This window comes from Altererythrobacter sp., assembly GCF_050299635.1.
Taxonomy (GTDB): domain Bacteria; phylum Pseudomonadota; class Alphaproteobacteria; order Sphingomonadales; family Sphingomonadaceae; genus Erythrobacter.
The window spans coordinates 12502-32410 of record NZ_JBNKWF010000015.1 but is presented as its reverse complement, the minus strand read 5'-3'; the positions used below and the strand labels follow the sequence as shown (position 1 = coordinate 32410).

The following is a 19909-nucleotide window of genomic DNA, read 5'->3' as shown; positions in this document are numbered from 1 at the left end:
GGCAGGGCTTCGACAAGCTCAGCCCGAACGGATAGTGGAACCCCATGGCATCGCAAGAAATCGAAGCATTGGCGAGCGCATTGGCGCGGCTGCCCGGACTGGGTCCGCGCTCGGCGCGGCGTGCAGTGCTGTGGCTGGTCAAGAACCGCGAACAGGCGCTGCCCGCGCTGCTGAATGCGTTGGGCACGGTGCGAGATACGCTGGTCGAGTGCGACACTTGCGGGAATGTCGATACGAAGAACCCCTGCGGCATTTGTTCCGATCCGCGCCGTGATGCGAAGTCGCTCTGCGTGGTGGAGGATGTGGCGGATTTGTGGGCGCTTGACCGCTCGCGGCTTTTCTCCGGGCGCTATCACGTGTTGGGCGGGAAGCTCTCCGCGCTTGACGGTGTGGGGCCGGAAGACCTCAATATCGCCAGCCTGCTGGGCCGTGTGGAAGAAGGCGGAATCGACGAAGTAGTGCTGGCGATGAACGCCACGCTGGAGGGGCAGACCACCGCGCATTACATCGCGGAACGGCTGGAGAGCTTTCCGGTCCGCATCACCCAATTGGCGCATGGCCTGCCGGTGGGCGGTGAGCTCGACTATCTCGACGAAGGCACGCTGGCGCAGGCTTTGAGGGCTAGGAGGCCTGTCTCCTGATTTGTCATTGCGAGGAGCCGCGTAAGCGGTGACGCGGCAATCCAGATATTGTGAACTCTGGATTGCTTCGCTGCGCTCGCAATGACGAGTGCTTGATTGCGTGTCATGCCGCGCCTATTTCTGCCCCATGGCTATTCGTGAAATCCTGGAAGTGCCGGATCCCCGGCTCAAGACCGTGTCCGAACCCGTCACCGAGTTCGATGGTGAACTCAAGACGCTGGTCGAGGACATGTTCGAGACGATGTATGACGCGCCCGGTATCGGCCTTGCGGCGATCCAGGTGGGCGTGCCCAAGCGCGTGCTGGTGATCGATCTCCAGCCTGAAGATCCCGATGCCGAGCCCGAAGTGTGCAACCACGGCGGGCATGAGCACACGCATCAGCCGACCATGAAGGAGCCGCGCATCTTCATCAATCCGGTGATCGTCGACCCGGCAGAAGAACTCGCGACCTATCAGGAAGGCTGCCTTTCGGTGCCTGAGATATATGCCGATGTCGATCGGCCCGCGACCTGCACGGTGCGCTGGCAGGATCTCGACGGCAATCATCACGAGGAAGCGATGGAAGGCCTGATGGCCACCTGCATCCAGCACGAGATGGACCATCTCGAAGGGATCCTGTTCATCGACCATCTCAGTCGCCTTAAGCGGCAGATGGCGCTGAAAAAGCTGCAGAAACTGCGGGCAGCTTGAACCCGTCACCCCGGCGCAGGTCGGGGTCCAGATTTCTTTTCCAGAGCTGGATTCCGGCCTTCGCCGGAACGACGATATGCAGTGGACGAGCTGAGATATTCACTAGCGTTCCCTGTCCGTTCCGCCTAGACTGACGAGATGGATCCCACGTTTCTTGCCATGATCGCTCTCATTCTCGGCCTCGTAATCGGTACAGGGGCTGGGTGGTTTTTCGGCTCGCGTCCCGTGGCGGATGCGAAGGCGCGGCTGGCTGAAGCAGAAAAAGCTGCGGCGGAGCGTGATGCCGAGTTCAAGCGCGCGATTACCGAACTGGGCGAAGCGCAGATCAAGCTCGCCACGCTCGAAGCCAATGCCGCCAATTTCGACAAGCAAATGGCGCAGATGCGCGAAGCGCGCGAAGAAATGCTGGCGCAGTTCAAGGCGGTGGGCGGAGAGGTTCTGTCGCGCAGCCAGGAGGAGTTCCTCAAGCGCGCCGAGGAACGCTTCAAACAGTCCGAGGAAGCGGGCGAGCAGAAGATCAAGGCACTGCTCAATCCTGTCGGCGAGCGGCTCAAGCAGTATGAGCAGCAGGTTGAAACGCTGGAAAAGCGGCGCGTGGATGCCTTCGGCCAGCTGACCGGGCTGATCCAGTCGATGCGCGAGGGGCAGGAGCAGGTCCGGCGCGAAGCGCAGCGACTCGGCAATTCGCTCACCAATGCGCCCAAGGCGCGCGGTCGCTGGGGCGAGCGGGCATTGCAGAACGTGCTCGAACAATGTGGGCTGTCTCAGCATACCGATTTCATCCTCGAACATTCGGTCGAGACAGAGGACGGGCGCTTGCGGCCCGATGCCATCGTAAAGGTGCCCGGGCAGAAGCAGTTGGTGATCGATGCCAAGGTGTCGCTCAATGCCTATCAGGCCGCGTTCGAGGCCGATGACGATGGCGAGCGCGCGCGGCAGATGGACCAGCACGCCAAGTCGATGCGTGGCCACGTCCAGACGCTCGGTTCCAAGAGCTACCAGAGCCAGTTCGACGATGCGCCCGACTATGTTGTGATGTTCGTGCCCGGCGAACATTTTGTCGCGGCCGCGCTGGAGCACGATCCGGAGCTGTGGGATTTCGCTTTCCGCAACAAGGTGCTGCTGGCGACCCCGACCAATCTGGTCGCCATTGCGCGCACGGTGGCGCAGGTCTGGCGGCAAGACCAGATGGCGGCCGAAGCGAAGGAAATCGGGAAGATGGGCGCCGAGCTTTACGACCGGTTGCGCGTCGCGGCCGAGCATATGAAGCGCGTCGGTGGCGGGCTCGAAACGGCAGTTTCGAACTACAACAAGTTCGTCGGCAGCTTCGAACGCAACGTCCTCACCTCAGGCCGTCGCATGGCGGAGAAGGGGCTGGAGATCTCGCGCGAGATCGAGGAGGTTCCATTGGTCGAAGGCGCCCCGCGCTATACGTCGGATGACTTGCTCACCGATGGCAGCAAGGAAGCAGCTGAGTAATCAGCACGTCTGTGAGTGTCCGCTGACGAGCCATGGCTGGACGGCTCTCCGTCAATTTGCGGAGATACATCTTGTTTGTTTGCCGTTCCCTGGCTTAGATTGAATTCAATAGATCCAATTATGCGCGGGTTGCCACGAAGACTGCGATACAATTGAATTATGTCTGACGCTAACACAGCGCCTGTTGGGACATTGCAATGAATGAACAGCCGGAATTTGTCGATTATTACAACGTTCTTCAGGTGAATCCGAAATGCGATGCCCGGGTTCTCGAAATTGCCTACCACCATCACGCGAAAAAGTTCCATCCAGACAATCTAGAAACCGCCGATACAGATAAGTTCAATGAAGTGATGGAGGCCTATTCGATTCTAAAGGATCGAGAAAAGCGGGCACTGTATGACCGCGATTATGCCAACAGAACCAAGCACAATAATCATCAGTTCACTCCGGGTTCTGCGCACGGAATCGATGAAATAACAGCAGTCAATGATGCGGAAATGCACGAGAAAATCCTCCTGCATCTCTACAAGAGGAGGAGAGAGCATCCAAAAGATGCTGGGGTCATCGCATGGTCGCTACAGGAGATGCTGGGCTGCCCTGAGGACTTGTTTGACTTTCACATTTGGTATCTCAAATCCAAGGGCTTTGTTGATGTGACGGAACAGGGAACCCTTGCTGTCACAATAGAGGGCGTTGACCATGTGATCTCCACCAGTAGGCACAGCCAGTCGGAAAAGAAGTTGATCGCCAAGTTGGAAGATCGAGACGATTAAGCTCGCCGGTCGGCCCGTGTTGGGCACGATCAGAGCGTCAGCTCTCCAACCCCGCCAGCACCTCGTAAGCCAGCACTGCGCCAGCAACCGCTGCGTTCAAGCTGTCCGCACGTCCACGCATCGGCATGGTGACGCGCAGGTCGCAGGCGGTTTCGTAGCTTTCCGGCAGGCCTTGCGATTCATTGCCGACCAGAATGAAGCACGGCGCCTCATAGGGCGCGCCGCGATAGGGCACTGCGTCCCTCAGCGATGCCGCAACCAGTTGGCCCGATCCGCCGCGCAGCCATGGCAGGAACTCGTCCCAGCGGGCACGGGCGATACGTTGCGTGAATATCGCGCCCATACTGGCACGCACCGCCTCGACGCTGAAGGGATCGGTGCAATCGTCGATCAGGATCAGCCCACCCGCGCCGACCGCGTCGCAAGTGCGCAGCATGGTGCCCAAGTTGCCGGGATCGCGCAGGTCCTGCGCCACCAGCCAGATCGGTGCGACATTCCGATCAAGCGACTCGAGTGACGTATCGAATTCGGCAAACACGCCCGCCACCGCCTGCGGGTTGGATTTGCCGGTAATCTTGGCGAGGATATCCGGCGTAGTCTCGATCACTTCGCCGCCCGCAGCCGCGACATCCCGTTCCAGATCATCCAGCAGCACATGCGGATCGCGGGCCTTTGCCATCACCAGCACTTCGGGGATATGCCCGCATTCGCGCGCATCGGTCAGCAGACGCAGCCCCTCGGCCAGGAACTTGCTTGCCGCCTTGCGGTGTTTCTTGTCTCTCAGCGAGCGGAGATATTTGACCGTCGGGTTGGAAAATCCGGTGATTTCGCGTCGCATCACTCAGTACCGTTCATCCTGAGCCCGTCGAAGGATCACTCTTCCCCGAACCCGCCACCGACCAGCGCGACGAGCTCTCCCAGCACGCCTTCGGCATTTTCGCCTTCGACGATCAGTTCGATCTCGTCACCCAGGGCGGCGCCCAGCATCATGAGACCCAGGATCGATCCGCCGGCGGCTTCCGTGCCGTCCTTGGCCACGCGCACCTGCGTACCTTCGGGCAGCGCGCTCACCGCGCCGACGAATTTGGCACTGGCACGCGCATGCAGGCCTCGCTTGTTCACGATGGTGACGGACTGGCGCTGCGGGGTCATGCCTTGGCCCTTTTGGCCTTCACTTCCTGTCCCAGCAGTTCGCTGGCGACGGTTATGTAATTGCGGCCCGCCTGCTGCGCGGCATCCACCGCATCGACCACATTCATGCAATTGCGCGCGCCAGCCAAGCGGATGAGCATTGGCAGGTTGATCCCGGCGATGACTTCGACACGGCCCGCTTCGAGCAGCGAGATGGCGAGGTTGGAGGGCGTGCCGCCGAACAGGTCGGTCAGCATGATAACGCCGTCGCCATCGTCGACCTTCTTGATGGCATTGGCGATTTCCTTGCGCCGTTTCTCCATGTCGTCATGCGGACCGATGCAGATGGTGGCGACGGCTTGCTGCTCGCCAACCACATGCTCCATCGCATGGACGAATTCTTCGGCGAGTTGGCCGTGGGTGACCAGGATCAGTCCGATCATAAGTGAATGCCGAGTCCGTCTGCAGCTGTCTTGCGACCAATGGTTTGTCCAGCCGGGGTCATCAACGCTTCTTTCCTTCGATTGCGTCGGTTGTGCGCGATCCCAGATTGCGGTGGCGGACAGTGGGCGAAAATCCGGCCTCGCGCAAGCCTTCCGCCATGCGTTCGGCAGTGTAAACCGATCGATGTCTCCCGCCGGTACAGCCAAATGCGATGTGGACATAGCTCTTGCCCTGCGCCTGATAGCGGGGGAGCAGGTCCAGCAGCAGGCCCCGAATCTGCCCGAATGCACTTTCGAATCCGGGATCCTGGCGGATATGCGCGCCGACCGGCTCGTCCAGCCCGGTGAGGGGGCGCAATTCATCGATCCAGTGCGGATTATCGAGGAAGCGCATGTCGAACACCAGATCGGCCAGCGGCGGCATTCCGCGGGCGAATCCGAAGCTGGATACGGTGACCATCATCGGCCTGGCCGCATGGTCTCTATAGAGCTCGCGGACATGCTGTTGCAGCTGATTGCTCGACATCTCGCTGGTGTCGATCACCATATCCGCCCAGCGGCGCAGCGGCCCCATCAGTTCGCGTTCGGCCCGGATTCCTTCCTGCAGCGGGCGTTCATGTGCCATCGGATGCGGGCGGCGCGTCTCATTATAGCGCCGCTCCAGCTCGCCGCTGGCGCAGTCGATAAAGAGTGTCGAGAGCGAGAGATCCTCGCGCCCGGACAGTTCCTTGACCAGTTCGATCACCTTGCGCGGAACGAAGCCGCGTGTGCGCGAATCGAATCCCACGGCGAGCATGTTGTGCTGCCCGTCGGGCCTGGCGATGAGGCGTTTCAGCAGACGGATCGGGAAGTTGTCGATCACTTCCCAGCCGAGGTCTTCCAGAACTTGCAGCGCCGTCGTCTTGCCCGCGCCCGATAGGCCGGTGACGAGCGCAACACGGAGCGGCTCCCCTGGCGCAGGAGCAGGCGATTCGGGATCGTGACTCGGCGTCATCCAGCGCGTTGTCGCGCCGATTGCGCCCGATGGGAAGTCTCAATTGCGAGAGTCATGCCCATTGGATGCCATGTTGGCGCAGCGCCCATTCGGCGCGCAGGGGCTGGATCGGGTCTTCACGGGCGAATGGCAGCACGGGGATGGCGCAGCCCAGCAATTCCCGCGTTTCGAGGCGTTCGGGCACCCGTTCCGAGCTTTTGCCCAGCGCAAGGATCAGGCCGACCGGTGCGCTGCAACAGGGCAATTCGACAATGCCGACCCCGCGAATCTCGAGCTTTCCGGTGATATTGGGTGGAGGGCAGGCGAGCAGTTGCGGGCCTTCCTTCACCAGCCGCACCCCATCATCGCCGATCAGGGTTGCGCCGCGATCGATCAATGCCAGCGCCAGGCTGGATTTTCCCGAACCCGGCCTCCCTTCAATCAGCAAAGCGCGGCCTGCAATCGCGACTGCGCTTGCTTGCATCAGGAGTTCGCTCTCGCTCATCGCAATGCGGGGAGGTCGAGCTTGAGGATTGCGCCGGACTTGCCGTCGGGCCTTGCGTCGGCAGTGAGCGCACCGTCATGCGCTTCGGCAATGGTGCGGGCGATGGCGAGCCCAAGCCCGGAGTGGTTGCCAAAATCCTCGCTCTCCGGACGGACCGAGTGGAACCGCCGGAACACCTTCTCGCGTGAATCTTCCGGTATGCCGGGACCGGAATCGGTTACAGTCAGCGTCACGCGCTCGCCATCATTGTCGACATGCACTTCGATCGGCGCATCGGGAGGCGAAAAGGAAACGGCATTGTCGAGCAGGTTCTCAACCACGCGCTCAAGCCGCTGTGCATTGCCCATGATATTGGCTGCCCAGCCGCTGGCGCTGAACGCGATGCTGCGATCCTGATTTTCTGCACGGGCTTCACGCGAGCCGATAATTGCCTGGACCAATTGGGCAAGATCGATCCGTTCGAGCGTAGCGCGCGACATCTCGGCATCTATCCGGCTCGCCTCGGAAATCTCCGTTACCAGCCGGTCGATCCGCCGGACATCATGGGTCGCGATATCGATCAGCTTGCGGCGCAGCTCTGAATCCTCGACGCGGGGAAGCGATTCGATTGCGCTGCGCAGCGAAGCGAGCGGGTTCTTGATTTCATGCGCCACGTCGGCGGCGAAGCTCTCGACGGCGTCGATGCGGTGCCTGAGCGCTCCTGTCATGTCGGAAACAGCGCGCGCCAGCAGGCCGATTTCATCGCGCCTTTCGGGAAGGCGCGGCACTTCGACGTCGCGCTCACGCCCCTGGCGCACGCGCACCGCAGCGCTGGCCAGCAGTCGCAACGGGGCAATGATCGTCCGGGCGAGGAAGAGCGAAAGCAGGATCGATGCTCCCAGCGTCAGCAGCACGGCTATGCCCAGCGTCGAACGCGCACTGCGGACCGATTCGGTAATGTCGACCGCGTTGCGCGTGGTCAGCAAGGTCGCGCCACGCAGCCCGACCGGCGCGGCGGCATTGATCACCGGCGAGCCGTCCGGTGCATCGCGTAACTGGATCTGTGAAAAGCCTTCCTGCCGCGCGCGCGCCAGTTCGGGCCAGGAATCGGCATTCGCCTCTTCCGGCTCGATATAGTCGGGGATCGGCTCCGCCCCGACGATCGTATCAACCGCCCGGTCGAGGATGCGGGCAAAATCCTCGTCCCATGGCTCTGCCACAGGATCGCTGAAGGTGAAGCTCGGTTCGTCCAGCGCAAAACTGTCTGCCCATAGCCGCCCCTCGGCATCGAACATACGCAGCCGCATATGCTGTTCCTTGCCGATCTGGACCAGCAGCGCTTCCTGGCGTTCGCGAGTTGCGCCCGCCAGAGCCTCTGCGGTGATCTGCGCTTCGATCCGCGCCAGCTTGTAGCGTTCGGACAAGAGTTGCTTGCGGTAGGAGTCGAGATAGAAGATGCCGCCGCCGAGCAGCGCCAGCGGCAGGATATTGACCGCCAGTATGCGTGACGTGAGCGAGAGCTTGCCGCTCCAGCTCAGTCGATCGGCAGAGCGAATCTCAGCCATCCGAGAAGCTGTAACCCGCGCCGTAAAGCGTATCGATCGCGCCAAACTCCGGATCGGCTACGCGAAACTTGCGGCGCATCCGCTTGATGTGGCTGTCAACCGTGCGGTCATCGACGAAAACGTCGTCGGGATAGGCGGCGTCCATCAACTGGTTGCGGCTCTTGATCACCCCCGGCCGCGCCGCAAGCGCTTCGAGGATCAGAAACTCGGTTACTGTCAGTGAGATGGGTTTGTCATCCCACGTAACCTGATGCCGGGCGGGATCCATGAACAGGCGACCACGCGTGAGGGCAGGGGCAGCCTGTTCGGTTTCAGGTTGTTCGCCGCCGAGCGAGCGGGTTGGATCGGAACGGCGCAGGATCGCCCGGATCCGAGCGAGCAGCAGGCGCAGGCTGAACGGTTTGGCAATGTAGTCGTCCGCACCCAGTTCCAGCCCGACTTCTTCGTCGCGCTCGTCATCCTTGCTGGTAAGGAAAATTACCGGGATGGCGGAATGCTCGCGCATCTTCCGCAGCAGTTCCAGCCCGTCCATCTTGGGCATCTTGATATCGAACACCGCCAGGTCGGGCGGGTTGTCGAGCAACGCTCTCAACGCTGTCTCACCATCGGAATAGACGCGGGTAACGAAGCCTTCCGCCTGCAAGGCGATGGAAACGGTGGTCAGGATATTGCGATCGTCATCGACCAGCGCGATCACGGTCTCCTCTTGCGCGGCCGGTGCTTCGCTCTCGTCTTCGCCCATCGCCATCCTTTCCGCTCGATGCGTGTGCAGACGGGTAGCGCTTTACTTGTCGCGAAACAACGCAACTACGCAGTGCTAGCGCTAACAAATTGCAATCGGCGGGAAGGCGGTTTGACGTGGCGTCCGCTCGCCTCTACAGGACTCGCCGAAAGCGCGCATACGATTGCACAGCCAGCGATTGAAGGGCGCGATTACCGCTTATCCCGGCCTAACCGGATCAATTCGCAGGAGAATTGCGTGTCCACCCCGCTTGCATACCCTCTGACTAGTCAGGGCATTGAAACCAAAGCAGAAATCATCCCCAATCTGGAGACGGCGCAGCTCGTCGAGCATGCCCTCCGCAATGGGGAAGGCGAACTTTCGCGTCATGGTGCGCTGGTGGTGAAGACGGGGCAGCACACGGGCCGTTCGGCCAAGGACAAATTCATCGTACGCGACGCCGAAACCGAGGATAGCGTGTGGTGGGGTGACGTAAATGTGTCGATGACGCCCGAACATTTTGCTGCGCTGAAAGAAGATTTCCTTTCTGCCGTTGCAGCGAAGGAAAAGCTCTATGTTGCGGACCTGTTCGGCGGCTCGCAGCCGGAACATCGCGTCAAAGTTCGCGTCATCAACGAGCTTGCCTGGCACAATCTTTTCATCCGCACGCTGCTGGTACGGCCGACTTCAAGCGAGCTTGCGGATTTCACGCCCGAATACACAATCATCGACCTGCCCACCTTCCGCGCGGATCCCGAACGGCACGGCTGCCGCACGGGAACTGTGATCGCGGTCAATCTGACTGAAAAGCTGATCCTGATCGGCGGCACAGCCTATGCCGGCGAGATGAAGAAGAGCGTGTTCGGCATTCTCAACTATCTGCTCCCGACCAAGGGTGTGATGCCGATGCACTGTTCCGCCAATGTCGGGCAGGATGGCAAGACGGCAGTGTTCTTTGGCCTGTCGGGCACCGGCAAGACCACGCTTTCGGCCGATGCCAGCCGCACGCTGATCGGCGATGACGAGCATGGCTGGTCGGACACTGCGGTCTTCAACTTCGAAGGCGGCTGCTACGCCAAGATGATCAAGCTTTCGGCGGAGGCCGAGCCGGAAATCTATGCCACCACCCGCATGTTCGGCACCGTGCTGGAAAACGTGGTGATGGACGAGGAAACGCGCGAACTGGACTTCGACGACAACTCGCTGGCCGAGAACAGCCGTGGTGCCTATCCGATCGAATTCATTCCGAACTCTTCGGAAGAGAACCTCGGCCCGGTTCCGTCGAATGTTATCATGCTGACCGCCGATGCGTTCGGCGTGCTGCCTCCGATCGCGCGGCTGACGCCCGACCAGGCGATGTATTATTTCCTCTCGGGCTACACCGCCAAGGTCGCCGGAACCGAGATCGGCGTAACCGAGCCCGAAGCGACTTTTTCGACCTGTTTCGGCGCGCCTTTCATGCCGCGTCATCCCAGCGTTTACGGCAATCTGCTGAAGGAGCGCATTGCCAAGGGCGGGGTGCAGTGCTGGCTGGTCAATACCGGCTGGACCGGTGGAAAATATGGCACGGGCAACCGCATGCCGATCAAGGCGACTCGCGCACTGCTCAATGCCGCGCTGGACGGTTCGCTCAATAATGCAGAGTTCCGCATTGATCCGAACTTCGGCTTCGAAGTTCCGGTTGCGGTGCCCGGTGTCGACAGCGCGATCCTGGATCCGCGCTCAACCTGGGCCGACAAGGAAGATTTCGATCGAACGGCGGCCAAGCTGGTCAGCCTGTTCATCGAGAATTTCGCACAGTTCGAAGGTCACGTAGACGAAGGCGTCCGCCAGGCGGCGCCGCACAACACCGTCGCAGCCTGACCTTCCAATAGTTGGGAGAGAGGCCCCGTCCCACTGGGGCGGGGCCCATTCTTTTCCGGCTCAGTCGAGCATTTCGGCGGGTACATTGCCGCCGTTCTTCGCGATTTCCTGCATGGTCGCCTTGTGCAGCCAGATATTGTCTTCTGCGGTGCCCGAATAGTCGGTGTTGCCAAGCTCGTGAGCGAGTTCCTTGCGGTTGTCATAGCTCGGATCAAGTCCGACGAGCTTGAACAGGTCGACGATCGACGTGCGCCAATTCAGATTGTCAGCACCGGGCATGGCCGAAAGGCGCGCCGCCACATCGACTTCTGAAATGGGAGCAGGGGCAGCCGACTCTGCCGCAGGCGCCTCGGCGCCAGCACCGGATTCTTCCTTGTCGCCAGTGCCGAAAATCGCGTTCTTGATGGTCGAAAAGATTCCCATTTCAATTTCTCCATTTTTCCTGCCCGAAATCAGGGCGTTAAAGAGCTGACATGCCTTGTGTGTTGTATTGGAATAGTGGCATAATGATGTCAGTTGTTGACCGGAACCGGTCATGAGAGAGGGCATATCCGATGAATCTTGGACAGATGTTGAACGAAACCGGCGCAATCGGCAGCATTGCGCAGGAACTGGGCGTGGACGAAGGTGTCGCGCGAACAGCGGCAGGTGCGCTGCTGCCAGCAATCGTTGCGGGGATGGGCCGCAGCGCGACAGCCGGTTCCGGCGGCGATCCGCTCGGCGGACTGGGCGGCCTGGCAGGTGCGATCCTTGGCGGTGGCGGTGGCGGACTGCTTGAATCGGTGCTCGCGCCCAAGCCAACGCCGTCTCAACAGGGTAACGATATCCTCGGCAATATTTTCGGCAGTAAGGACGTGAGCAGATCGGTCGCAGGTGAAGTCGCCGCCGTTACCGGACTGGACGAAACGATGCTCAAGAAAATGCTCCCGCTGCTGGCGATGGCAGTAGCAGGTTATCTGGCGCAGAAGGGCTCCGGTAGCTCTGGCGCTGGCGCATCCGGGCAGCCAAACCTTGGCGGCATTCTGGGTTCGATAATCGGCGGTCTTGCATCGCGCTGATCCGCGCGCAAGATTTGGAGCCCCATTCCTGCAAGGCCGCGGGATCCACTTCTATTCGGTTGTATTGTCGTCTCCGCTGACGACATCGTTCATGACGCCGAAGTCGTGGAATGGCTGGTCTTGCGGAGCGGCTTCAAGCGCATTCAGGAGCAGCTCTGCCTGACTGGCAAATGTGCCGCCATGCGGATCGTGGGCGATCGGCATGAGCATGTGCCTCGCCAGGGGAATTCGACCCTCCTGTGCTTCCATCACCGCAACCTGGAACGCCAGGCCAAGGTCAAACGGCGCAAGTTCCGCCGCGCGTTCCAGCGCAAGTTTGGCATTTTCAGGCGGTTCCCGCCCGCGCTCTGCGAAGCTGCGATAGTAGTAAATGAGCGGCAGGGGATGGTCGTTCTCTATCGCATTGAGCGCCGAGAAGGGCTTCATCGCCACCTGGTACGCGGCGTCCGGATCATCCGCATCCGCCGCCTTTTCGAACAGCGCGTATCCTTTTTGCACATAAGCGTTCTTTGAGCCTGGTTCCAAAGCGATGGCGCGGTCCGCGGCGGCGATTGCAGCATCGGGATTGCCTGCATCGAACTCAGCCTCTGCCAGGGCAGTCAATACACCGGCATCATCGGGAAATTTCGCCGCCACCTCTCGCGCATCCACCACAAGTTCCTGTGCGCTCTTCTGGTCCACGCCGCGCTGCGAGCGAATCATCACCGGCATCATCTCGCCCATGCCTTCGCTCAGGCGCGTGACCGTGATCGGACCAATCGGGAGCTCGTCGCCGGGTATGTTGTAGGTCAGCATCCGTCTGGAACGCAGATATTTATCGAGATCTTTCTGGAGCTGGTCGAGGTCGCCAAACGCTGCCCTGGCGGCATCGGGTGACGCAGAGCCTTTGGCCAATCGGATCCAATAATCCTGAAATTGACCGGTTCGTTCTTCCGAGAAGATCAGATAGTGATAGAGCAACCAGCTGCGGCCATAGAAAGCATCATAACGATTGCTCTTGCGTGCGGCATAGAGTTCTTCGTCCAGCAGTTCATGCACGGTCACATCGTCGGCATAGTTTAGTTCCCCGGCACGGTGGTTGGCGGGCCTTCCGATCAGGACGCGACCGTCTTTTTGAAAGCTAGCCGAGGCGAAGAATTCGGCTGCGCCCTCACTCATCCAGCGGGGCATTGCAAATCGGCTGGAGGAGATCAGGTAATGATGGGCGTATTCATGCAGAAGCGTGATAAGGGTATTATCAGGCTCTCGTCCGTTAGGTCGCACATTCTGCACGAAGGCGCGTGAACCACCCGCTCTCGGCACATAGAAGCCTTGCAGATACTTCGAATTCCAACCGGCAAGTTCCTGCACATCGCGTTCGGAACCGACAGCAAAGATTGTCACACGATTGGATGGGCTCGGCTTCTCCAGCTTCTTGGAGGTCACAGTGACCATTGCCGCGTGATAGCGTTCGAGCAATTCCGCGAACTTTGCGAGGTCTTTCGGGCTGTCCTCTGCATAGATCACAAAATGATCGCTTGACGCCTTGTGCCAATCAGCCTTTGCGGACACCGGGCCTGCGGCCAATACGGTGACGATCGTCAACAACAAGATCTTACGCAGCATACTTCAGTCAGCCCCCATTCATCGCGGTTTCATGGTAATGCGACTAGTTGTCTGACTATAACACTTTGCAAATAGTAGGCTAGCCTCTAGCGCGTTCGATATAGCGCGAAACATTCTTTGCCAGAACGTTCATGGGTGCATTGCCGCCCAGTACCACTGCATCATCGAATGCCTTGAGATCGTAAACCGGGCCAAGTTCTTCCTGTGCCCGTTTACGCTGCTTCAGAATTTCCATCTTGCCGACGAGATAGGCACAGGCCTGACCCGGCCAGCTGCAATATCGTTCGATTTCGGATACGGTTTCGGGCACCGATAGCGCCACCTCATCGAGGAAGAAGTCGATCGCCTGTTGGCGGGACCATTGCTTCGCATGCAGGCCTGTGTCCGTGACCATGCGCGCCGCGCGCCATGCAACCTTTTGCAGATATCCCAGCTGGCCCGCCGGATTTCCTTCATAGGCGCCCAATTCCTCAGCCAACTGCTCGCCATAAAGTGCCCATCCTTCGGAAAAGGCGCTAAAGCTCAGCGTGGAGCGGATAAGGGGCAAGCGGTTGGAGAACTCGCCTTCCCACACATGGCCGGGAATGGTTTCGTGAAAGATCAGCGAAGGCAGGTCGAATTTGCGATGCAGTTCGGTGGTGTGCAGATTGATCCACATCCGGCCGGGTATACTGCCATCCTTGCTGCCGCTACCTCCATAGGCACTAGGCGCGCCGGGCTCTTCGGACGGAGGCAGTCGACGGACTTCCAGCTTCGGATCGACCAGCGTGTTGAAGGCGCGTGGCATTTGCGCCTTGATCCATTCGATCCGCTCATGGATGAAATCCATGATTTCCTTGCGGCCCGGATCGCCCTCCGAAAATTTGTAGCGAGGATCGTCTCGCAATGCCTGCACCCGCTTGCCGACACTGCCGCTGCCGTATCCGATCTGGCGAAGAATCCGGTCCATTCGCGATTGAACATCCCGCAATTGCTCCAGGCCCTGTTTGTGAATCTCCGCAGGCGAAAGGTTTGTCGTCGTCGCTGCGCTGAGCGCCCAGGCATACCATTCCTCGCCATGCGGTTGGCTCCACATGCCGGGATCGCTGCCAGCGATTGCGCGCTCAGCTTTGAGTTCTGCAAGCTGGTCCTCGAGCGCCTTGGAAATCGCATCGCGTTCCAACATCGCTACCTTGTCTGCGTAGCTTTCAGGCAGATTTTTCTCTGCCAGTCTCGCGCGCATGGGCGCAGCGAAGAGTTCGCCCGCCTTTGCACTGGTCAGCGTGCGTTCGATCTGCGCTATGGCCTTGTCGAGAAGGAAATCGGGTGGGACGACGCCCATCGCGCGCGCCGACTGCATCCGGGTCAATTCGCCGGCAAATGAGTCTGGTACGGCTTCCATCCGCGCGGTGAAGGCATCGGCATCTGCCATGTCGTTCAGCGGCTGGGTGGAGTCCATAAAGCGCGGCAGGTCGAGATAGTTGCCGACATTCTGGATCACGACATAGGGCGCATTGCGCCAGCCGCCGACGGCGACATCACCATAGGGTAGCGCAAACCCTTCGAGCGCCTTGGAATAGGCGCTCTCGACCACTTCGAGGCTTGTCACCGTCTCGTCGGAGAGGCCTTCGCGCGGATATTTGCGGACGAGCGCAAGATCACCGCGGAGTTGATCGGCGAGGGCCGCGATACCCGCCGGCGATTGATCTGCGAGCTTGCCACGCAGTGCAGCATATTTGCCGGTATCGACGCCGAGGCTGGTTGCCCCCGCGGGCGAGTGTTCGAGCAGGCTGTAAGCCACTCCGTCGAGCAGGTGGTCGGCCCCGATCTGGCGCGCCTCGTCCAGCGCTCCGGGCCGGATACGGTCGACCGAGGTGCAGCCGGTGAAGGTAAGGGCAGTGGTAGCGCTAAGCCCGGCAAGGGTCTGGCGGCGCGATAGTTTCATTTGCATCTTTGTCATTGCGCGTGTGTGGCGCGGTCGATGCAGCCTGTCAAAGGTGCGCTTAACGGCAGCGGCTCCAAGCGGGCTTTGCAGTGCAGGAAAGAGCCACTAACCTGGCGCAATGGGCACAGTTCTCTCGATCGTAATGCTGGCCGCTGTCGCTCTGGTGGCGGGTGCATTCATATTGTATCGCCGGACAGGTGAGGCGAAACAGCCATTGTTGATGCTGCTCCTGGCGCTGATCGCGCTGATCAATGTCGCAATCTGGACGGTGCCCGACGCGAGCGGCGAAGCGCCGCTCACGCAGGTTGAAGGCGATTAGTCAGGAAGCTCCCAGCGAATCGCGCTGGAATAGCTTCCGGCGGCAGGATTGCCTTGGTCATCCTTCGCCGGTTTGAAACGCGCCCGCTTGGCTATGAGCTGGCACGTCGCCCGATCCAGCGCCTCGTGTCCGGTCGATTTGGTGATGCGGCAATCGCTCACCTTGCCATTGGCCGCGATTTCGAGCTTGAATCTGGCTGTCCCTGACATGTTCTCCAGCGCCCAACGAGGCTTGTAGTCTTCGTCTGTGACCCAACGAGAAGGATCATTGCGCGGCACTGCCACCACCGGCTTGATGCCAGGTATGACCGGCGGCCCGAAATCCTTGATCGGCGGAACGATCTTGAGGCCAAGGTCGTCGCTGATTGGCGGGAGTTCTGTCGTCGTGTGGATGAAGTCCGGTTCCTGCGGGAGCGGATCCGGTATCGGCGGCGTGAAAATCGTCGAATTGGCGGGCGTGGGATCGCGCTCGGGCCTGGGCTCAGGCGGTGGGGGCGGTGGCAGCGGAACCGTGACAGTATAGCCTTCCAGTCCCTCGTCTTCCGGTGGCGTGAACTCGCCAACCGCCAGCCCCGCCAACAGGATTGCGGCAAGTCCGGCGTGCACCACCACCACTCCCGCCATTCCGGCACCTCGATCGCGCGCGCTGCGTCTGTCTGTGAAAGCCATGCTTCGCTCCTCTCCAGTTTCGGAGGCCGGACATTCGATGCCGGACTCCTCCAACTAGAAATGTTACAACATAACATTATGGAATGCAAATGCGCGATGCGCATGCGCGAAGTTACGCGCCGGGGCACGGAGGCTGAGCGTGGAGCTGCCGCTGCTTCATTGCCGCCGCCAAATGGCCGGTCAGCGGGGCTTCTGCCCCTTTCAGTAGCAGTTATAGATCACTTGATCGGGCAGGCGGGATCGAGCCGGAAATCGAGGTAATTGTCCGCCGATGCCATCATGTCTTCGAGTTCGTTCTCGAAGAAGTGGTTGGCACGCGGAATTTCCTCGTGATGGATCGTGATGTGCTTTTGCGTGCGCAGCTTGTCGACCAGCTTCTGCACAGCGCTCGGCTGCACAACCGTATCGGCCGCGCCCTGAATGAAGATGCCCGAGGCAGGGCAGGGGGCGAGGAAGCTGAAGTCATACATGTTTGCAGGTGGCGCGACCGAGATGAAGCCGCGCACTTCGGGGCGGCGCATCAGCAGCTGCATACCGATCAGCGCGCCGAAGCTGTATCCGGCGACCCAGGTCGTCTGCGCTTCGGGATGGATTGACTGCACCCAGTCGAGCGCCGCAGCGGCATCGCTCAGTTCGCCAATGCCATTGTCGAAGCTGCCCTGGCTGCGGCCAACACCGCGAAAGTTGAAACGCAGCGTGGCAAAGCCGCGGTTGGCGAAGGTCTGGTAGAGACGCTGAACGATACGGTCGTTCATCGTGCCGCCACCCTCGGGATGGGGGTGGAGGATCATTGCCACGGGCGCGCGCGGGCGCGGGGGCGGGGAGAAACGACCTTCGAGACGGCCTTCGGGGCCGGGGAAGATGACTGAGGGCATCGAGAGTTACCTACCAGAGATGTGCGTGTCCTCACGGGCCGGGTGGCGCGCGGGAAGTCGCGGGCTATATAGGGTTTGAAGCAAAAATCGCAATCTTTAAGGCCGCGTCCCATTCCCGAACGCATCTATCTCGATCACGCCGCAACCAGCCCGCTGCGTCCCGAAGCGAAAGCGGCGATGGATGAGGGCATTGCGATCTGGGCCAATCCATCGAGCCCGCATGCCGAAGGGCGCAAGGCGCGCGCTGCCCTTGAGGATGCGCGCGAGCGGATCAAGGCGGCGCTGGGATTGGGCCAAATAGCAAAAGACTATGAGCTGATTTTCACGAGCGGCGCGAGCGAGGCTGCGGCACTCGTGTTGCACAACGCGCAAGCTGGCGCGCGGCTGGTGAGCGCGGTCGAACATGACTCGATTTTGGGCACTGCGCCAGATGCCGAGCGGCTTCCGGTGCGCCCCGATGGCGCGCTGGATCTGGAAGTGCTGCGAGAGGCTGTGCAGCGCGAGCGCCCGCTGGTCGCTGTTCAGTCGATCAATTCGGAGACGGGCAATGAGCAGCCGGTACTGGAAATTGCCGAGATAGCGCATGAGGCCGGAGGGCTGTTCCTATGTGATTGTGCCCAAAGCGCAGGGAAATGGCCGATTCCACCGAACGCTGACCTGACGATTGTCTCCGCACACAAATTCGGTGGTCCGATCGGGGTCGGCGCGCTGCTGGTGAAGGATTACGCCATGCTCAAGCCGACTGGCGGGCATGAGCGCGGATACCGGCGCGGAACCGAGAATCTGCCCGGAGTGCTTGGCATGGCGGCGGCGCTGGAAGCGGCGAACGATCCCTATGTCGCGCCCGAAGTGCTGGAGCCGCTCGACCAGCTGGCCGAGGAGGTGCGTGTGGCCGGCGGCACATGGCTGACCGACCAGCTTTCCAATCCCACACCCTACATCCACGCCATCGCCATGCCCAACATGTCTGCCAGCGCGCAGGTGATGCGTTTCGACATGGCGGGAATCGCAGTGTCGCAGGGCAGCGCCTGCTCCTCAGGCACGATGAAAACCAGCCATGTGCTGCAGGCGATTGGGCTGGACGACGAGCTTGCTTCGCGCGTGATCCGTGTCAGCACCGGCTGGAATACGACGCGCGAAGAGGTGGAACGATTCTGCGAGGTCTGGCTGGAACTGGCGAAGCGGTAATCCATCAGGCAGCGGTGCGGTCCATTGAAAACTGGCAGATGGAATACTTCTCTTGCCGCGCAATAACTGTATAGAGCTGAGACATGATCTATCTCGACTATCAGGCCACAACACCGCTCGCTGCCGAAGCGCGTGATGCCATGCTGCGCTGGCTGGGTGGGGCGGAGAGCGACACATTCGGCAATCCGCATTCGCCGCATCGGATGGGCCGCATGGCGGCTGCCACTGTTGAGGCTGCGCGCGAGAAAATCGCAGCGCTATTTCCGCCCGGCGGTCGCATCGTCTTTACCGGCAATGCCTGCGAAGCGATCAACCTGGCGATGCGTGGTTCGGCCTCGCGGCGAAAGCCTGGAATTGCCTTCAGTGCTATCGAACATGCGGCGGTACGGGATACTGCCTTTGCCTTGGGCAATTGGCACGAAATCCCGGTCGACGCGAAGGGAAAGGCCGATAGCGGCGATGCGCTGTCGGAAGACACCGGGCTGGTCGCGGTCATGGCGGTGAACAATGAGATCGGCACGATCCAGGGCCTGGCTCCCTGGCGCGAAAAGGCACGCGAGGCGGGCGCACTGCTGCTGGTCGACGCGGTGCAATCCTATGGCAAGATCCACGTTGAAGAGGCGGACCTGATCGCGATCAGTTCGCACAAGGTCTATGGCCCCAAGGGTGTCGGCGCGCTCTGGGTCCGTGACGGGCTCGAGCTCGATCCGCAGGTGACGGGCGGGCTGCAGGAAGGTCTGCGTTCTGGCACGCTCAGCCCTGCGCTGATCGCGGGTTTCGGCGCGGCAGCGCAGCTAGCTCAAGAGCGCATGGAAGCGGACGCAGCACATCTCGAAGCACTGTGGACGCGCGCACGCGAATTGTTCGAGGACTGGACGCTTAACGGCAGCGCAGATGCACGCTGGCACGGCAATCTCAATATCCGCAAGGACGGGCTCGACGTCGCCCGCCTGATATCCGAATGCCGTGATGTGATGTTCAGCGCAGGAAGCGCTTGCGCCAGCGGATCGGGCAGGCCCAGTCATGTGCTCAAGGCGATCGGTTTGACCGATGCTCAGGCCAAAAGCTCTATCCGGATCGGAATGGGGCGCTATACGACGCTCGACGAAATCGAAACCGCGGCAAAAGCCATCAATGCAGCGGCAAAGGAGCAGGGTTTGTGAGCATTCGTGTGAATTTCATCGATCCGCAGGGCCACACAGTGGAAGCGGACGGTGAGGTCGGCGAAAATTTGCTGCGGTTGGGACAGGCCAAGGGCCTGCCGCTGGAGGGCACTTGCGAAGGGCAGATGGCTTGCTCGACCTGCCACGTGATCGTCGATCCCGAATGGTTCGGCAAACTGCCCGGAGCCTCTGACGAAGAGGAAGACATGCTGGATTTCGCTGCCGGGGTGAAACGGACCAGCCGCCTCTCCTGCCAGATCGAGCTGACGCAGGAGCTGGATGGTCTGACCGTTACCGTCCCCGCAGAGGCGCACGACATGCAGCGGATGTGAGGAAGAGGCA

The 19909-nt window shown here is 60.7% G+C and carries 22 protein-coding genes; 10 read left to right on the top strand and 12 right to left on the bottom strand.

Features of this window, described 5'->3' with window-relative positions; genetic code table 11:
- The first annotated feature begins 44 nt into the window (after positions 1–44).
- The 4 genes from recR to ACQY6C_RS09435 all read left to right on the top strand — a co-directional run bounded on the left by recR (position 45) and on the right by ACQY6C_RS09435 (position 3587).
- Positions 45–641, top strand: coding sequence for a recombination mediator RecR (gene recR / locus ACQY6C_RS09450; RefSeq protein WP_427968066.1), 597 nt, complete (start codon positions 45–47; stop codon positions 639–641).
- Between the two features lie 127 nt (positions 642–768).
- The gene (locus ACQY6C_RS09445; protein WP_427968063.1) at positions 769–1332 is read left to right on the top strand and encodes a peptide deformylase; all 564 of its coding nucleotides are present in this window, start codon (positions 769–771) and stop codon (positions 1330–1332) included.
- Between the two features lie 138 nt (positions 1333–1470).
- Complete coding sequence (locus ACQY6C_RS09440) at positions 1471–2811, top strand: DNA recombination protein RmuC (RefSeq protein ID WP_427968060.1); 1341 nt, start codon at positions 1471–1473, stop codon at positions 2809–2811.
- A 197-nt stretch (positions 2812–3008) separates the two neighbouring features.
- Positions 3009–3587 carry a DnaJ domain-containing protein gene (locus tag ACQY6C_RS09435; protein ID WP_427968057.1) on the top strand — a complete coding sequence of 193 codons (579 nt, stop codon included), beginning with the start codon at positions 3009–3011 and terminating at the stop codon, positions 3585–3587.
- 37 nt (positions 3588–3624) lie between these two features.
- On the opposite strand, the gene ACQY6C_RS09430 is transcribed toward ACQY6C_RS09435, so the two are convergent.
- The 7 genes from ACQY6C_RS09430 to ACQY6C_RS09400 form a co-directional block, all read right to left on the bottom strand.
- On the bottom strand, positions 3625–4425 hold the full coding sequence (locus tag ACQY6C_RS09430) for a TrmH family RNA methyltransferase (protein ID WP_427968055.1): 801 nt from the start codon (positions 4423–4425) through the stop codon (positions 3625–3627).
- A gap of 35 nt (positions 4426–4460) precedes the next feature.
- Positions 4461–4739 carry an HPr family phosphocarrier protein gene (locus ACQY6C_RS09425; protein ID WP_427968052.1) on the bottom strand — a complete coding sequence of 93 codons (279 nt, stop codon included), beginning with the start codon at positions 4737–4739 and terminating at the stop codon, positions 4461–4463.
- Positions 4736–5161, bottom strand: a complete 426-nt coding sequence (locus tag ACQY6C_RS09420) for a PTS sugar transporter subunit IIA (RefSeq protein ID WP_427968050.1) — start codon at positions 5159–5161, stop codon at positions 4736–4738. The genes ACQY6C_RS09425 and ACQY6C_RS09420 overlap by 4 nt, the downstream gene beginning before the upstream one ends.
- A gap of 61 nt (positions 5162–5222) precedes the next feature.
- Positions 5223–6155: an RNase adapter RapZ gene (rapZ, locus tag ACQY6C_RS09415; RefSeq protein WP_427968047.1), complete on the bottom strand. Its 933-nt coding sequence runs from the start codon at positions 6153–6155 to the stop codon at positions 5223–5225.
- A 52-nt stretch (positions 6156–6207) separates the two neighbouring features.
- Positions 6208–6618, bottom strand: coding sequence for an HPr kinase/phosphorylase (locus tag ACQY6C_RS09410; RefSeq protein ID WP_427968044.1), 411 nt, complete (start codon positions 6616–6618; stop codon positions 6208–6210).
- A 17-nt stretch (positions 6619–6635) separates the two neighbouring features.
- Positions 6636–8183 carry a stimulus-sensing domain-containing protein gene (locus tag ACQY6C_RS09405; protein ID WP_427968041.1) on the bottom strand — a complete coding sequence of 516 codons (1548 nt, stop codon included), beginning with the start codon at positions 8181–8183 and terminating at the stop codon, positions 6636–6638.
- A complete protein-coding gene (locus tag ACQY6C_RS09400) occupies positions 8176–8925 on the bottom strand; it encodes a response regulator transcription factor (protein WP_427968039.1) in 750 nt (249 codons plus the stop codon). Before ACQY6C_RS09400 ends, ACQY6C_RS09405 begins: the two co-directional genes overlap by 8 nt.
- Before the next feature lie 237 nt (positions 8926–9162).
- Here ACQY6C_RS09400 and ACQY6C_RS09395 point away from each other — a divergent pair, with 237 nt between their 5' ends.
- Entirely contained in the window at positions 9163–10767 is a 1605-nt protein-coding gene (locus tag ACQY6C_RS09395; RefSeq protein WP_427968036.1) for a phosphoenolpyruvate carboxykinase, read from the top strand.
- Between the two features lie 60 nt (positions 10768–10827).
- On the opposite strand, the gene ACQY6C_RS09390 is transcribed toward ACQY6C_RS09395, so the two are convergent.
- A complete protein-coding gene (locus ACQY6C_RS09390; RefSeq protein WP_427968033.1) occupies positions 10828–11190 on the bottom strand; it encodes a DUF3597 domain-containing protein in 363 nt (120 codons plus the stop codon).
- Positions 11191–11321: 131 nt separating this feature from the next.
- Here ACQY6C_RS09390 and ACQY6C_RS09385 point away from each other — a divergent pair, with 131 nt between their 5' ends.
- Positions 11322–11825 (top strand): DUF937 domain-containing protein, encoded by a 504-nt coding sequence (locus ACQY6C_RS09385; RefSeq protein ID WP_427968032.1) that lies wholly within the window; start codon positions 11322–11324, stop codon positions 11823–11825.
- Between the two features lie 51 nt (positions 11826–11876).
- On the opposite strand, the gene ACQY6C_RS09380 is transcribed toward ACQY6C_RS09385, so the two are convergent.
- Both ACQY6C_RS09380 and ACQY6C_RS09375 read right to left on the bottom strand, forming a co-directional pair.
- Entirely contained in the window at positions 11877–13430 is a 1554-nt protein-coding gene (locus ACQY6C_RS09380) for a DUF1570 domain-containing protein (protein WP_427968029.1), read from the bottom strand.
- Between the two features lie 79 nt (positions 13431–13509).
- Positions 13510–15369 (bottom strand): DUF885 domain-containing protein, encoded by a 1860-nt coding sequence (locus tag ACQY6C_RS09375; RefSeq protein ID WP_427968026.1) that lies wholly within the window; start codon positions 15367–15369, stop codon positions 13510–13512.
- Between the two features lie 103 nt (positions 15370–15472).
- On the opposite strand from ACQY6C_RS09375, the gene ACQY6C_RS09370 reads away from it, so the two are divergent.
- Positions 15473–15673, top strand: a complete 201-nt coding sequence (locus ACQY6C_RS09370; protein WP_427968023.1) for a hypothetical protein — start codon at positions 15473–15475, stop codon at positions 15671–15673.
- Here the strand turns inward: ACQY6C_RS09370 and ACQY6C_RS09365 are convergent.
- Positions 15670–16341, bottom strand: coding sequence for an energy transducer TonB (locus tag ACQY6C_RS09365; protein WP_427968020.1), 672 nt, complete (start codon positions 16339–16341; stop codon positions 15670–15672). The two genes, ACQY6C_RS09370 and ACQY6C_RS09365, sit on opposite strands and share 4 nt — an antisense overlap.
- 218 nt (positions 16342–16559) lie before the next feature.
- Positions 16560–17216 (bottom strand): alpha/beta hydrolase, encoded by a 657-nt coding sequence (locus tag ACQY6C_RS09360; RefSeq protein WP_427968018.1) that lies wholly within the window; start codon positions 17214–17216, stop codon positions 16560–16562.
- A 75-nt stretch (positions 17217–17291) separates the two neighbouring features.
- Between ACQY6C_RS09360 and ACQY6C_RS09355 the strand changes: the two genes are divergently transcribed.
- The 3 genes from ACQY6C_RS09355 to ACQY6C_RS09345 all read left to right on the top strand — a co-directional run bounded on the left by ACQY6C_RS09355 (position 17292) and on the right by ACQY6C_RS09345 (position 19899).
- A complete protein-coding gene (locus tag ACQY6C_RS09355) occupies positions 17292–18404 on the top strand; it encodes a cysteine desulfurase family protein (RefSeq protein WP_427968015.1) in 1113 nt (370 codons plus the stop codon).
- A gap of 83 nt (positions 18405–18487) precedes the next feature.
- Entirely contained in the window at positions 18488–19567 is a 1080-nt protein-coding gene (locus ACQY6C_RS09350) for a cysteine desulfurase family protein (protein ID WP_427968012.1), read from the top strand.
- Positions 19564–19899 (top strand): 2Fe-2S iron-sulfur cluster-binding protein, encoded by a 336-nt coding sequence (locus ACQY6C_RS09345; RefSeq protein ID WP_427968009.1) that lies wholly within the window; start codon positions 19564–19566, stop codon positions 19897–19899. Before ACQY6C_RS09350 ends, ACQY6C_RS09345 begins: the two co-directional genes overlap by 4 nt.
- Positions 19900–19909 lie beyond the last annotated feature (10 nt).